13 protein-coding genes and 2 pseudogenes are annotated in these 13,406 nt (G+C 70.5%); 5 read left to right on the top strand and 10 right to left on the bottom strand.

Annotated elements, in window-relative coordinates:
• Nucleotides 1-58 precede the first annotated feature (58 nt).
• Nucleotides 59-811, top strand: coding sequence for an SDR family oxidoreductase (locus tag WMF29_RS44375; RefSeq protein WP_437326079.1), 753 nt, complete (start codon nt 59-61; stop codon nt 809-811).
• A 78-nt stretch (nt 812-889) separates the two neighbouring features.
• On the opposite strand, the gene WMF29_RS44380 is transcribed toward WMF29_RS44375, so the two are convergent.
• Nucleotides 890-1,768, bottom strand: a complete 879-nt coding sequence (locus tag WMF29_RS44380; protein ID WP_437326080.1) for a hypothetical protein — start codon at nt 1,766-1,768, stop codon at nt 890-892.
• Entirely contained in the window at nt 1,765-1,908 is a 144-nt protein-coding gene (locus tag WMF29_RS44385) for a hypothetical protein (protein WP_437326081.1), read from the bottom strand. The genes WMF29_RS44380 and WMF29_RS44385 overlap by 4 nt, the downstream gene beginning before the upstream one ends.
• 49 nt (nt 1,909-1,957) lie before the next feature.
• On the opposite strand from WMF29_RS44385, the gene WMF29_RS44390 reads away from it, so the two are divergent.
• The 3 genes from WMF29_RS44390 to WMF29_RS44400 all read left to right on the top strand — a co-directional run bounded on the left by WMF29_RS44390 (nt 1,958) and on the right by WMF29_RS44400 (nt 6,091).
• Nucleotides 1,958-3,259: an outer membrane protein assembly factor BamB family protein gene (locus WMF29_RS44390; RefSeq protein ID WP_437326082.1), complete on the top strand. Its 1,302-nt coding sequence runs from the start codon at nt 1,958-1,960 to the stop codon at nt 3,257-3,259.
• A 225-nt stretch (nt 3,260-3,484) separates the two neighbouring features.
• The gene (locus tag WMF29_RS44395) at nt 3,485-4,609 is read left to right on the top strand and encodes a pectate lyase family protein (protein ID WP_437326083.1); all 1,125 of its coding nucleotides are present in this window, start codon (nt 3,485-3,487) and stop codon (nt 4,607-4,609) included.
• Between the two features lie 312 nt (nt 4,610-4,921).
• Nucleotides 4,922-6,091, top strand: coding sequence for a protein-glutamine glutaminase family protein (locus WMF29_RS44400; protein ID WP_437326084.1), 1,170 nt, complete (start codon nt 4,922-4,924; stop codon nt 6,089-6,091).
• A gap of 70 nt (nt 6,092-6,161) precedes the next feature.
• Here the strand turns inward: WMF29_RS44400 and WMF29_RS44405 are convergent, their stop codons facing one another.
• Nucleotides 6,162-6,425 carry a hypothetical protein gene (locus tag WMF29_RS44405; protein ID WP_437326085.1) on the bottom strand — a complete coding sequence of 88 codons (264 nt, stop codon included), beginning with the start codon at nt 6,423-6,425 and terminating at the stop codon, nt 6,162-6,164.
• 76 nt (nt 6,426-6,501) lie between these two features.
• On the opposite strand from WMF29_RS44405, the pseudogene WMF29_RS44410 reads away from it, so the two are divergent.
• Nucleotides 6,502-6,681: pseudogene (locus WMF29_RS44410) on the top strand (helix-turn-helix domain-containing protein); the annotation flags it as partial.
• Between the two features lie 5 nt (nt 6,682-6,686).
• On the opposite strand, the gene WMF29_RS44415 reads toward WMF29_RS44410, so the two are convergent.
• The 7 genes and pseudogenes from WMF29_RS44415 to WMF29_RS44445 all read right to left on the bottom strand — a co-directional run.
• Complete coding sequence (locus WMF29_RS44415) at nt 6,687-7,640, bottom strand: hypothetical protein (RefSeq protein WP_437326086.1); 954 nt, start codon at nt 7,638-7,640, stop codon at nt 6,687-6,689.
• Nucleotides 7,641-8,103: 463 nt separating this feature from the next.
• Nucleotides 8,104-8,304: a hypothetical protein gene (locus WMF29_RS44420; RefSeq protein ID WP_437326087.1), complete on the bottom strand. Its 201-nt coding sequence runs from the start codon at nt 8,302-8,304 to the stop codon at nt 8,104-8,106.
• Nucleotides 8,301-8,483 carry a VF530 family DNA-binding protein gene (locus WMF29_RS44425; protein WP_437326088.1) on the bottom strand — a complete coding sequence of 61 codons (183 nt, stop codon included), beginning with the start codon at nt 8,481-8,483 and terminating at the stop codon, nt 8,301-8,303. Before WMF29_RS44425 ends, WMF29_RS44420 begins: the two co-directional genes overlap by 4 nt.
• A gap of 234 nt (nt 8,484-8,717) precedes the next feature.
• Complete coding sequence (locus tag WMF29_RS44430; protein WP_437326089.1) at nt 8,718-9,077, bottom strand: hypothetical protein; 360 nt, start codon at nt 9,075-9,077, stop codon at nt 8,718-8,720.
• Between the two features lie 76 nt (nt 9,078-9,153).
• The gene (locus WMF29_RS44435) at nt 9,154-11,724 is read right to left on the bottom strand and encodes a sensor domain-containing diguanylate cyclase (RefSeq protein ID WP_437326090.1); all 2,571 of its coding nucleotides are present in this window, start codon (nt 11,722-11,724) and stop codon (nt 9,154-9,156) included.
• A 380-nt stretch (nt 11,725-12,104) separates the two neighbouring features.
• Nucleotides 12,105-12,737, bottom strand: a complete 633-nt coding sequence (locus tag WMF29_RS44440; RefSeq protein WP_437326091.1) for a nucleotidyl transferase AbiEii/AbiGii toxin family protein — start codon at nt 12,735-12,737, stop codon at nt 12,105-12,107.
• A 178-nt stretch (nt 12,738-12,915) separates the two neighbouring features.
• A pseudogene (locus tag WMF29_RS44445) lies at nt 12,916-13,122 on the bottom strand (DUF6922 domain-containing protein); the annotation flags it as partial.
• Nucleotides 13,123-13,406 lie beyond the last annotated feature (284 nt).

Consider the following 13,406-nt stretch of genomic DNA (forward strand, 5'->3'; position numbering starts at 1 on the left):
TTGACTGATCGTTCAAGTAAACCAACGCACAACAGCCAACGAAGCAAAGGAGCTCAACATGAACAACGACATCAGGCCGCTCGCAGGGAAGAAGGCGATCGTCATCGGCGGATCGCGCGGCATCGGCGCGGCCCTCGTGAAGCGCTTCGCGCGTGAGGGCGCGGCGGTCGCCTTCACCTACGTCAGCAGTCCGGACCGGGCGCGAGAGCTCGTCGCGGCCGTCGAATCCGAGGGCGGGCGCGCCGTCGCCCTTCAGGCCGACAGCGCCGACGCGAGCGCGCTCGAGGGCGCGATCGCCGAGGCCGCGAGGGTGCTCGGCGGGCTCGACGTCCTCGTGAACAACGCCGGCATCCTGATCTTCGGCAATGTGGACGAATACAGCCTCGAGGACTTCGACAGGATGCTCGCCGTCAACGTGCGCGGCGTGTTCGTCGCCGCCAAGGCCGCGGCGAATCACCTCTCGCGCGGCGGGAAGATCTTCGTCATCGGCAGCAACACGGCCGAGCGCGCGATGCTCGCCGGCCTGACCGTGTACGGGATGACGAAGGCTGCGGTCGCACGGCTGGTGCGCGGGCTGGCGTTGGATTTCGCCCCGCGCGGCATCTCGGTCGTCAACATCCAGCCTGGCCCGACGACGACCGACATGATGCCGGCCGACGGCCCGCACGTCGACTGGGTGCGCAACCAGAGCCCCGAGAAGCGCATCGCCGACCCCGACGAGATCGCGCGGTTCGTCGCTTACCTGGCCCGGCCCGAGTCGACCTACATCAACGGCGTGAGCCTGACGATCGACGGCGCCTTCCTGGCGTGAGCTGCCAGCGCCGCCATCGCGGGGAGCTTCGTCACGGCCCTGCGCGATCACCTCGTTGAAGGGCGCGACGGCGCGCGCCTACGCCTCGTCCTCCACCAGCGTGACGGCGAGCAGGGCGCCCCCGGGAGCGATCGCCCGCAGCGCCGCGGGGACGGCGGCGAACGCGAGGCGCTCGACCTGCTCGGCAGCCACCGTGGGTCGCACCAGGATCGCGCCCGGCGCGCGCTCCGGGGCCGGCGCATCGCCGTCGAGCGCGGCGAGCGATATCCACACGAGCCCGTCGTGGTCGCCGCTCACCGCGTGGGCTGCCGGGCCGACGCAGCACTGGGCCGCGAGCAGGACCAGGCGCGCGATGTCGACGTCGACCTCGGCGGCCCCGGACGCAGGATCGACGCAGGAGGCCGCCTCGACCGCGTCGGGCACGAGCTCGCTCCAGTCGACCTGCGGCGACCACGAGGGCTGCGCGATGAGGCGCGCCAGCTCGAGCTCGAAATCGATGATGGCGTCGGAGGCGGCGAGCTCGCGCAGCGCCTCCACGCGCTCCGCCGCGCGCGAGAGCGAGTTGTAAACGACGGTCGACCCCTCGACGAGGCCGGCGCCCGTCGCGCGGGCGCGCAGCGCTGCCGTCACCTCGTCGCGCGAGAGCCGGAGGACCGCTGCGAGCGTCGCGAGCCGTGACGCCTCGATGGGCGAGCGCATGCCGGCGAGCGCGCGGTCGAACGCCGGCCGCCGCCGCGCGAGGAACCCGAGCAGGTCGTCGAGGGCGAACGCGCGGGGCACCTGGCCTTCGATCTCGGCCGGCGTGACCACGTGCTGCTCACGGAACGTCGCCTGCAGCACGGCGTGGAGCTCCTGGACGACCTCGAGCTCTGCAGGAAACACCCACGCTCCAAGAGGAAAGGGCGCGTGCCCCTCGCAGCCGCGGACGGAGAAGCGCTCGGCGGAACGGACCGTCATGCCGGCATGGCTATCACGGGTGAGCGCAGGACCTGACCGTCGAGGAGCGGCATCGCGTCGTCGTCGTCGACGAGCACCGTACCGAGACCCGTGTGCAGGAGCCACCTCGCTTGCTCGGCGAGCCGAAGCCACGCTACCACCGGCGCAGGAACACATCGCATGCGGGGGATCGCCGGAACGTGGACGCAAATGCCCGAAATCATTGATTCGAACAGGGCTATTCCGGCCACGGCCCGCCATCGAACCCGGCGCCCGCGCTCGCGCTCGCTCGGGCTCGGCGCCGCCGCCTGCGCCCGCGAGCTGCTCGTCCCTGTGTGCGCTGCCCTCGCGGCCCTTTCCGTGGCCTGCGGCGGCGGCCAGACGCAGGGCGAGGCGTTCGACCCGCGCTGGAAGGACGACGGCGGCGCGGGCATCGCGGCCTTCCAGCAGCGGTTCGCGGGCAGGCGCATCCCCCTCGGCGCCGACGTGGCGGTCGGCGTCGTCGCGGGCGCGGGGGCGGGGGCGCTCGAGCTCGTCGGGGTGCCGCTCGACGGCGGCCCGGCGTGGACCTTCGCGCACCCGCTCGACGCGCGCCCGGCCATCGCGGGGAGCGTCGTCGTCGGGCTCGGCCGGGGTGAGCTGTTCGCCCTCGACGCGCGCACCGGGGAGCTGCTCTGGACGCGGCGCGCCGGCGGCAGGCTCCGCGGCGCGGGCGATGACGGCGAGACCACCGTTGTCTCGCTCGTGTCGACCACCGGCGCCACGAGCGTCGTGCTCGCGGTGAGCCGCGAGGGCCTCGTGCTGCGCCAGATCGAGGACTCCGCCGCCATCGGCGTGCCCGCGGTCGTGGGGCGCTACGCGTTCCTGCCCTGGCAGGGGCGCTACGTCACGGTGTTCGACCTGCAGACCGGCGGCGAGGTGGCGCGGGCGCTGCTCCGCACCGAGGTGAGCCGCGCCTTCCTGCTCGGCGGAGCGGTCTTCTTCGGCGGCGAGGCGGCGACGCGGTTCGACGCCTCGATCGGGCTCGGCGCGGCCGGGCGCGCGTCGACCGCGCGGCTGCCGGCGCGCGAGCTGCCCGGGGCGCCGGTCTGGATGACCGCCGGGACCGACGTGCTCGCGCCGACCGCCTCGGCCGGAGACATGGCGCGGCTCTACGCACGCCCCCGGCCGACCGGTCCGCCGGGCATCGAGGCGGAGCGCTTCGTGGCGACGTACTACCGGGCCGCGGTCGGCCTCGACGCGCGCTCCGGCGCGCTCGCCTGGGCCCACGCCGGCGAGGCCGACTTCCTCGGCGGCGCCGCCTACGTGGGGGGCTTCGCGCTGTGCGACGCACACGGCGGGATCTCGTTCCTCGACGCGGAGCGCGGGGCCGTGGCGGGGCGCGCGTCGCTCGGGCGGCCGGTCCAGGCGTGCGTGGTGCAGGCCGACGGGCTCACCGCGGCGTCGCTCGGCCCGAGGCCCGTGGAGGCTGCGTGGCCTGGCCGGGTGTTGCCGCAGGGGAATGGATTTTGATGAGGGGTTTCCGGTCGCTCGGGCAACCGAGGGTCCATCATGACCCTTTCTTCCCGCTTTGCTCGCCGCGCACTTCGGATCTCTCGAACCATCCCGGTCGCTTTGGGCATTCTGGTCGCTTGTTCCGACGGCGAGGGCGTGGACGATGGCCACCAAGTGGGCTCAGGCGGCGGCGCCGCTACGGGCGGAGAGCGGGCTGCGGGCGGTGCGACCAGCTCTGGGGGCGTGAGCAGCTCGCAGGGCGCCACGACGGGAGGCTCCGCTGCCGGCGGTGCTGGGAGCGGCGGTGATTCGACGGGCGGAACGGCCAGCAGCGGTGAGCCCTCCACGGGCGGCACGTCGAGCGGCGGCGGCGGAGCTACCGGCGGCGCTGACGGCAGCGGCGGAGCGACCGCCGGCGCGGGCACGGGTGGCTCTCCGGGCAACGCCGGCGGTGTCGTGGGGGAGCCGATCGGCTTCGCCGCGCTGAACGGCGGCACCACCGGCGGCCAGGCCGGCGAGACGGTCACGGTCGACAGCTACGCCGAGCTGAAGAGCTACGCGGAGGCCAGCCAACCCTACGTCATCCTCGTCCAGGGCCGCATCACGAACGGATCGGGCGGCGGTCAGATCCGCGTCAAGTCGAACAAGTCGATCGTCGGCATCGGCAAGGATGCCTTCCTCGACGGTGTGGGCATCGACGTCTCGAGCCAGAACAACGTCATCCTGCAGAACCTGCGCGCGACCCTGGTGGGGACGACCACGCCCGCGAACGTGAACGGGGGCGACGTCATCTCGATCTCGGGGACCAGCAAGAACATCTGGATCGACCACTGCGAGGTGTACTCCGAGGACCCGAGCGCCCAGACCGACAAGGACAAGTACGATGGTCTGATCGACATCAAGGGCCAAACGGGCTTCATCACCATCTCGTGGACATACCTGCACGATCACCACAAGGGCGGCCTGGTGGGCGCCGCGGACGACGATCTCCACGACGATCGCAAGGTGACGATGCACCACAACCACTACAAGAACGTGTTGCTCCGCGTTCCGATGTACCGCGGCGCCGTGGGGCACTTCTTCAACAACTACATCGTCGGCGCGAAGGACGCGACGGAGATCCGCGCCAACACATGCGTGCGCGTCGAGCGGAACTACTACGAAGCGCTCCACTACTCGATCTACACGCCGTCCGATTCGCCTGGAAAGACGGAGCGCATCTCGAACGTCGAGGTGAGCCGCACGTCGCGCGCCTATCCCGCCAATTGCACGGCGGACATCCCGTACGCGTACTCCTCTGTGCTGACGAGCGACACGAACGACGTGAAGACGGTCGTTCCCGCGTCGGCCGGAGTGGGAAAGCTCTGAGCGGCAAAACACGTCGCCCAGCGCGGAGAACGGAGCCGTGGCAATCTCGCGTCGCGGTGCGTGGTTGCGCACAGCAGGAAAACGGCGCACTCCGATGCGGTTCGAGCGAAGGACGACCGCGGTTGCCGGCATCCACCCGGTAACCGTCGAGCGGCCGCGCAGGAGCCAGCCGAGCGTCGAGAATCGCCGATGTCCGCCTTGCGGGTACCGCGAGCGGCGCTATGGTGCGCCGCACCCCGCGGCCCCCGACATGCTCCGAGCGTGACGGCTCCTCTCGGGGTGCTTCATATCTTACGCAGGGAGATCAGATTCATGCGACAGCCTTATTTCACTCTTGCAAGTGTGTTGTGCGTCGCGGGGGTGGCCCTGGCCGCCTCGGCCTGTGGAGGCGACGAGGGCGCTTATTCCGATCAGGCTCCTGACATCGAGCGCTCCGACACGGGAGCGCTGCAGGAGGACGCCGCCGACTCCTCTCCGTCCGGCGCGGGCTTGCCGGGTGACGAAGGATCCCCCGGAGGCAGCGCGAGCGGGACCTGCCAGCTGCCCGACGGTCCGCGCTCGTTCGATGAGCTCAAGGGCCCGCCCGGGAGCCTGGCAGCCGATTGCGTTCCCACGTGGACCGAGGAGCAGCTGAGCTCCGGGTTCGCCGCGATCCGCGACAGCCGGCTGCTCACCATGCCGGAGCAACCCGAGTTTCTGCGGCGGCTCCCCTGGCTCGCGGCCGACAACGGCTGCGAGGAGCGGGCCGAGGCGGCGATCTACTTCTTCCAGCAATGGGGCTATCCGACGCCCTACTTCGCCAGGGTCAAGGCAAAGCCGCGCAAGCAGCTGGTCTTCCAGACAGCCAACGAGCCGTCCGGAAGCGTGACGTGGTCCGGCCACGTCGCGCCCGTGGTCCGTGTCGGTGGGCAGCTCATGATCCTCGATGTCGCCATCGATCCGTCGCGGCCCCTCCCGATCGCGGAGTGGCTCTCTCAATTCAGCGTCGTCGACGACATCGACGTCGCGTTGTGCCGCGACCACGCCCTGGGGGAGGGGTGCTTCGACGCTGTGCCCCTGGAGCCGCCGCCGCCCAACCTGAACCCCTATGGCAGCATGTACAACCGGCTCCTGACCGAATGGCGAGTTCAGGAGATCCTCGGGCGCGATCCGTACCGGGTCCTCGGCGAATGTCCGCCGTGGGGCCCCTGCGCCGAGCCGGAGCCCACGCCCGATCCGGGCCTCCCGCCGACCATCCGGCGCTTTGCGTCGGACCAGTTCGACAGCTTCGTCTGGTATCCCCTCTACGTCATCGGGGACAACTTCGTCGAAGGCTGGACGACCGTGCGCATCACCGGAAACGGCATCGACGAGCTCGCGCCCATCGACGCCTGCAACATCCGCAGGATCCTGATCACCCAGGAGTATCCGCCCGGCGACTATCAGGTGACGGTGGCAAACGGAGAGCTCGCGAGTCAGCCGATGGACCTTCGTATTCAGTGACTCGGATGGCCAGGCGCGTGCTGCTCGGGCCGGGGGCGGTGGACGCGACGCCGGGCGGGGCGCCGGTCGACTACGCGATACGGCAGGCCTCTTCGAAGCCGAGGCGCGGGTTGCGCGGGTAGAGCTTCGCCGGATCGCCGTGGCCCAGGTTGATGAGGAGGATCGATTTCCAGGGCACGTCGGCGAAGAACGCGGCGTGGCCGAGGGGCAGGGCTTCGTGGAGGCGGTGCAGGGTCGCGTCGTCGATGGGCTCGGCGAGCCAGCCGTTGTGGGTGCGGGCTTCGAGGAGGCTCGTCGCGATCCAGTAGCCGATGGTGCGTGCCTTGTCGTTCATGAGCGGGCATTCTGAGCGCTGGACACGCCTGTAAAATACATCAACAGTTGGAAGCACCTGCCAGGATTTGATCCAGATGGACGAACCCCTCGAGACCTCTGAGCTCGTCGCCTTCTCGAAGACCGTGAAGGCTGGATCCCTGTCCCGCGCCGCTGCCGAGCTCGGCGTCCCTCGCGCCAACGTCAGCCGCCGCCTCGCGCGGCTGGAGGAGCGGCTCGGCGTGCGCTTGCTCAGGTTCGGCAAAAAGCGCCTGGCGCCGGATCATTCATCGATGAAGATGCCGGCGTAGCGGTGGATGCCGGCGTTCTGCGACTGTGCCGTGAATCGGACGTCGATGTCCTCGAGCCCGCCGGTATACGAGATGTTCCACGTGTACACGCCCCCAGGGCCAAGGGGGACAAATATGCTGCTCGTCCAGGGATCGCCGGCGTCCCACCGCCAGAAGGCCTGGAAGATGGTGTAGTCGATGCACGACGCGACGGTCTCCTCTCCTATGTTTCCCTCTTCCCGGAGGCCATTCCCGCTGCCAGACATGATGTTGGAGTGGGATTTCTCTTCGGTGAATTTGCACCAGGAATTAACAAGGGCGCTACCATCCTCGGCCCTGACATCGTCTGCCCAGCGAGAGTAGTAGCGGCATCGATCGGTGAACTCCCATCTCGGGTTTTCACCTTCGCAATAGACGGCCTCGGCAGCCATGGCAAAGCTCGCCGGATCGGGGGCACGGAGCCGCTCGGGAGCGGAAGGGAGCCGAGCCTGGCGCCGGGCCGGATCGCATGAAGCCTCGAGGCGCGCGGGCACGCGCTGCTGGGGCGCGATCGCCCGCAAGAGATCAGCCGGGCACATGGTCTCAGCGTCGTAGCCAGCCCTCTTGAGCAGCGAGGGCGTGCCGTCCTGGCGATGCTCTCCCACGGCGATGACGCCTCTGTCGTCGAGGACGCAGAAGACCACCTTGACGCCGCTCTGGTGGCTCACCACCGCCACCGTGTTGTCGCCGCAGGGGCGATCTTCATCCGCATTGGCCACGGTGGGAACGCCCTCGACCGATGTGTCGTCCGCGCTGGAAGAAGGCGGGAGCGCCGCGGGCTCGGTCAGAGCCCCGGTGTCGTCGGGGAGCGGAGATTCGAGCTCGGTCCCGCCGGAGCATGCGAGCAGCGGGAGCGAGAGCAAGCAAAAGCCAAGCATCGTCCGGTTCTTCATCCTTCTCTCCTTCATTGTCCGCACTCCGTGCCGCGTCGAGCGATGGGTCCTCCGCTCGCGGCAGGACGTCATCCGACCTGCCAGCGGCCTGGTACGACGGCGTGTGCCGGGCAGCCTCTGTGATGTTGCCCCTTGCACAGCTTGTCTCTGCAGTCTCTGCAGCCTTTGCAACGCGTGTGCCGGCTCGGGCCGCGCTGGGCTCTTGTTGCGTCGGCGCACCGAGCTTGGATTCGTACAGCTCAAGAACCGCAATCCAGCGGAGAGAGCGCCTCGGCGCGCGACGTGCGGCCAGATCTCTGCCGGTACGTGGGCCGAGCCAGCGGAGCTCGTCCCCGTGAGGCCGTGGCATGTCCCGTGACATGTCACGACGGGGCCGTGACATGTCACGGGGACATGCCACGATGACGCCGTGAGTTGCCCGGGAGCTCGCCCGCGGAGGCGCCTCGCGCGGCGCAGCGAGCGCTGCGCCGCGGGGGCGTCAGGCGCTCTCGCCGAGGTCCCGCAGGGCGCGCGCGAGGCCGTCGGCGAGCGTGTTGGAATGCCGTGTCCGGCCGAGATCGCTGCCGGCGAGCAACCGCGCGACCGCGGGCTGGATGCCGGTGATGAAGCAGCTTGCGCCCACGACATCGATCGCGCGCCGGCTCCCGGTGCTCGGCGTGCGATCGAGCGGGCCGGTCACGGGGTGGGCTTGGCTTTGTCCCGCAGGTAGAGAGCCTCCGCCTGCGGCCGGGCCCGCGGGGTCCGTCGCAGGAACTGCAGGCTCGATTGGATGCCGGGATCGTACCTGAAGCAGCGAATGTTGATCATGCGTCCGAGCTGCTCCCAGCCATGCTGCGCGACCAGGTGATCGAGGATCAATTGGAGCGTGACACCGTGAAGAGGATTGTCGGGCTGGGCTGAGTCCTATCGATGCTCGCGGGGCGATCGCCGCGGAGGGCCAGCGTGAGCCCGCCGTGTAGCACGTCGCGCGGCGGCCGTCGCACCCACGCCGCTCGCGCGCCCACGCCGCCCGTGCACGCTGAGGAGCGCTCGGTCTCATCCGTCCCCGCCCCGTCATCGCAGCAACCCTGGCGGGATTCCTGACCGACGCAGCTAGCGGGGCTTCGTGTCCTTGTCCTCCGGGTCGACCGCGATGCGGAACCCCGGGTCCTCCGGCGTGGGCCCGGCGGGCCGCGTCTCGGGCCCCTCAGCCTCTTCCCCGCGGCCCTCGGAGCGCTCGTCCCGCGGGGGCGCCTGCGCCGGCCCCTTGCTCAGCTCGGCGCCGATCCGGCCGACCACGTTCGTCGCGGCCCGGACGAGCTCGCGCCCGGCGTCGTCGATCGCCTTGCCGACGTTCGTGCTGTCGAGGTCCTTGCGCAGGTCCACGGCCGTCTTGCGCGCCGCGCGCCAGAGCAGGCTCAGCCCCTGCTTGAGATCCTCCCTGGGGTCGTCTCGATCGGGGTCCGAGCTCATCGCGCCTCCTTGGCTCCGGTTTCGCCGAGGAGGCTTATGTTCCCGCCGCGCCTGCGCCGCAAGCGGCGCGCAGACCTCAGGCGGCCGTCTTCGGCTTGCTCGTGGGATCGACGTCCGGCGGGCGCCTCGGCTTGCTCCGAGGCTCGGCCTCGCCGGGCGCCTTCACGGGCGCCTGCGCGGCGGCCGTGGCGCGCTTCCCGGCCGACGGCGCGCCGTCCTGTCCCTGGGTCGCCGGGGCGCCGCCCGCGCCGCCCGTCACAGCCGGCCTGCGCTGCGGCGCCGGCGCCCCTGCCGCGGGCTTCGCCGCCGCAGCCCTGGCCGCCGCGGCCGTCGCCGCGGGCCGCGCCGTCGCGGGCGCCGCGTGCCTCGCCGTGGCGGCCGCCTCTGCCGCGTGCCTCGCCGTGGCCGTGGCGCCCGCCTCCGCCGCCTGCTTCGCCGCGCCGGTCGCCTCCGCCGCGTGCTTCGCCGGAGCGCCCGCCTCGGCGGCGGGCGGATGCGCGCTGTTCGACCGCACCGCCGGCGACCACGCCGTGGAGCGGTTCCGGCCCGACCGCTTCGACACGTAGAGCGACTCGTCCGCGGCCTTGAAGAGCTCCTCCCACGTGCTGCCCGCCTCGGGGTAGGTGGCGATCCCGATCGAGCAGGTCACCTGGCACTGCACCGGCCCGTTGCTCCCGGCCGCGTGGAACGTCGTCCGGCCGAGCTCCTCGCGCACGCGCTCCGCGAGCAGCATCGCGCCGCGCGCGTCCGTCTCCTCGCAGATCACGACGAACTCCTCCCCGCCGAAGCGCGCGACCGCGTCGGTCGTCCGCTTCGCGCGCCGGAGGACGTCGCCGAGCCCCTTGATGATCACGTCGCCCACGTCGTGGCCGTACGTGTCGTTCACCTTCTTGAAGTGGTCGATGTCCGTGACGAGCACCGAGAGGCGCCGCGAGAACCGCCGCGCCGCGGTGATCTTCTGGTCCGCCACCTCGAGCATCGCGCGCTTGTTGAGCAGCCCGGTGAGCCCGTCCATCGTCGCGAGCTCCTCGAGGCGCCGCACCATGCGCGCGTTCGAGAGCGACACGGCCATGTGGCTGGCGAGGACCTCCAGCGTGCTGCGCACCGAGTCGGTGAAGGCGGCGCGCCGCCGCGAGCCGAGGACGAGCGTGCCGAGCGGCCGGTCGTGCACGACGAGCGGGAGCACGATGATCGACGGCATCGACGGCGGCGTGACGCGGCGGGTGAAGACGATCTGCCGCTTCTCGTCGTACTCGCCGCGGTACGGCAGCGGGTGCCGGTTCTGCAGCACCATCGAGACGAGCCCCGCGTTGTGGCGGAAGCGTTGCCCGGTGAGCTCGGCGACCCCGTCGCCGCTGACGGCGCGGATCTCGTGGACCTTCTGCGCCTCGTCGTACAGCGTGACGGCCGCGAAATCGACGGACGTGATCTCGCGGGCGCTCGTGACGCCGGCCTCGATGACGCCGGCCTCGGTCGTGGCGGCGCCGAGCCCCTCGGCCGCGCGGTAGAGCTTGCCCTGCTCGACCTTGGCGCGCTCGAGCTGGACGAAGACGCGCTCGTTCTGGATGGCCCGCACCGCGTAGCGGCAGGCCTCGTCGATGAGCTCGAGCTCGCGCGGCGAGAACGGCCGGTCCTCGACGCGATCGACGACGAGCACGCCGCGGAGCTGGCCGTGCTCGAACACCGGCAGCGCGCACACGGCGCGCACCGGGGAGGGGCCGACGTAGTAGGGGAGCTTGTAGCCGGGCTTGAGGCCCCCGAGGACGACCGGCGCGCGCTGGGTGATCGCCGCGCCGAAGACGCCGTCGCCGGAGAGGAACGGGCCCTCGGAGAGGTTCGGGGCGTCGCTCGCGAGCTCGCTGATGCGCAGGTGGGTGCCCGCGTCGTTCTGCCAGAGGAGCACGGCGGTGTAGAGCTCCAGCGACTCGCGCAGGAGGCGAAGGGCGAAGAGCACCGACTGGTGGATCTCCTCGACGCCGGAGCGGGCGAGCCGCTCGTCATCGCCTCTCTGGGCCACGCCGCGCGCCTGGGCCGGGGCCGAGAGCAGGCGGTAGCTGCGCGCGTCGTCGCGGAGCCGCTCGATCTCGGCCTGGAGGCGGGTGTGCGAAGCCTTCCTGACACGGCCGAGCTCTGCGCGGAGGATGGTGGCGTTCAGCAGCGAGAAGACGGCCATGAAGCCGATGTGCGGCGCGGCCGCGCGCGTGACGTCGAGGAGGCTCGGCGCGCCGCGCGAGGCCGCGGCCGAGCGGACGGCGATCTCGAGGGCGGCGGCGGCGAGCGCGACGAGCAGCGACGCCCCCGGGCGGGCGAACGCGCTCACGAGGGCGATGACGACGTAGAGGGCGGCGTGGGCGTCGCCGTCGAGCGAGCCGTCGAGGCGGAGGACCGCGGCGAACGTGGCGACGAGGAGCAAGGCGCCGACCTCGAGGTCGAGCAGCGCGCTCGCCTCGATGGCGGCGGCGCGCCGCCGCGCCCGCTGGACGAGCGCCACGAGCAGCACGAGCAGCGCGGTCGCGGCCGCGAGCGGCGGGAGCGGCGCGGCCGCGTCGAGGACCACGAGCCCCCCGAGGGCCAGCGCGCAGGCGAGCGGCGCCGCGTTGCGCGCGATACGGCGGGCGGTGAGCACGGCGAGCACCAGGTTGGCCATCGGCTCGGATGCCGGTACCAGAGGTCGATCCCCCGGGCCCAGTTCTCTGCCGGCACAGGGAGGAGGCTGGTCAGTGGGGGGGAAAGGGGGGAGAGCGGGGGTGGGGGTGTGACCTGGGATCGTGGGTAGTCTGAGGAGGGGTCGAGGAGCGAGGTTCGGGCGCGCGCGGCGGCGGAGCGACGAGGTTTGATGATGGGTACACGGCTCGACGGGTGGATGCGCGAGGTGACGCGAGGCGAGCCGGCAACTAGGCGGAACGCTCCTCCCGGGGGGCCATGGCATCAGGTCGAGGTGCTGCGTGGCCTTGGCTCTAGATTTGACTTGGATACAGATGTCCGACACCGGGCAGCTGTGCCCAAGTCAAGACCAGCGACCGCTCCTCATAGTCTTCTAGCGGCGTCGCGGATCCAGCTCTCGACACTTCGCCTGATCGTCTTCCAGTCGATATCCCAGTACATTCGTGGCATCCGTGTCCGCTCGGCATCGTCGAAGTAGCTGAGAGCGACGAGCACATGGCCAACGTCGGCCGTCTGGAAGCGTTGTTGATAGAGTCCGATCAACTCATGGAGCGGACGGTGCTTCGTGCACAGAGCGAAGACGTCCACGAAGTCTTTCTTCGAGCCGCGATCGACGATGGCGCTGAGCTTCATGCTGGCGAGATCGTCGAGTGATGCGATGCTGAACTCGCGTGCTTTCCCCAGGCCTCGGAGGCGTTTGTACGGATACTGTAGGAAGCTGGTCTGCACGCCTGCGACGGTCCCGTAGAGCGTCCCTTCGGCGATCATGGACGTCGCGAATGGTACCCCAGCTATTCTCAACTTTTCGGCGAGCAACAGCGGATCGCCGAGCTGCGCATCTGAGAACCAGTCGAAGTCAATAGAAGACCTATGGCCCAGGCGCAGCGCCAGGGCGGTGCCGCCGCCGAGGTAAAGGCCGCGAGACGTTGCCGGAGGACCGAGCAGATCCAGGGCCTTCCGTTGTGCTGCGGTGAGGATTCCTCGGTGTAGCTTCATGACCGGTCCTCGAAAACCAGATGGACTTCTTCTTGTCGTCCATCCACGAACGAACGCTCTTCTCCGGAAGCTCCAGGATGATCTGCCAGAACCGGAGTTGACGCGGAGCGAGCGCGCGCCCCCTGGTTTTGGTCAGAAAGTCGCGTAGCGAGCCGTCTCCGAGCTCGTCCCTGAGCCACCGCCACGTGGACCAGGAGCCGCGACTGAGGAGCCGTTCGATAATCATCGCGCGGTCGGCTTGCCACGTCAGCTCGTCGAAGTCGTACTCCCAGAAGAACGGCCGGAGCAGCTCGGGCAGCTTGTCGTTCCGCGAGCGGCGCGCGCGGCCTCTGGTCGGCGGTGTTTCCCCGCGGGGAGCGGGCTTGGGCTCGGACGTCGGGCACACGGTACTGGCACCTTATCATGGTTACGACGTGTTCACGCGAACGGTCGCCAGATCTCCCGTCCTGCGAGATCCTCATCGTTCTCCCGTCTCCCCTCGCTCACCCCGCGACTCGCCACGCCTCGCCGAGGTGGCGGCGGGTGCTCGCCCGCGCCCGGTGGGCGCAGAGGCCGGCCGCCATCGCGGTCCACCCGAGCCGCTCGCGCCGGGCGGAGCGCAGGTGCTCGATGAACAGGCGCGAACATGGGGCGCGCGATCGTCACCGCCCAGGGCGCCATGCTCGCGCC

Source organism: Sorangium sp. So ce381 (genome assembly GCF_051473845.1).
GTDB lineage: Bacteria > Myxococcota_A > Polyangia > Polyangiales > Polyangiaceae > Sorangium > Sorangium atrum.

Coding starts and splice junctions, on each gene's coding strand:
- WMF29_RS44380 (WP_437326080.1), bottom strand. CDS start 1,768: ATGACGGTCCGTTCCGCCGAGCGCTTCTCCGTCCGCGGCTGCGAGGGG.
- WMF29_RS44415 (WP_437326086.1), bottom strand. CDS start 7,640: ATGAAGGAGAGAAGGATGAAGAACCGGACGATGCTTGGCTTTTGCTTG.
- WMF29_RS44375 (WP_437326079.1), top strand. CDS start 59: ATGAACAACGACATCAGGCCGCTCGCAGGGAAGAAGGCGATCGTCATC.
- WMF29_RS44430 (WP_437326089.1), bottom strand. CDS start 9,077: ATGAGCTCGGACCCCGATCGAGACGACCCCAGGGAGGATCTCAAGCAG.
- WMF29_RS44405 (WP_437326085.1), bottom strand. CDS start 6,425: ATGAACGACAAGGCACGCACCATCGGCTACTGGATCGCGACGAGCCTC.
- WMF29_RS44440 (WP_437326091.1), bottom strand. CDS start 12,737: ATGAAGCTACACCGAGGAATCCTCACCGCAGCACAACGGAAGGCCCTG.
- WMF29_RS44400 (WP_437326084.1), top strand. CDS start 4,922: ATGCGACAGCCTTATTTCACTCTTGCAAGTGTGTTGTGCGTCGCGGGG.
- WMF29_RS44390 (WP_437326082.1), top strand. CDS start 1,958: ATGCCCGAAATCATTGATTCGAACAGGGCTATTCCGGCCACGGCCCGC.
- WMF29_RS44435 (WP_437326090.1), bottom strand. CDS start 11,724: ATGGCCAACCTGGTGCTCGCCGTGCTCACCGCCCGCCGTATCGCGCGC.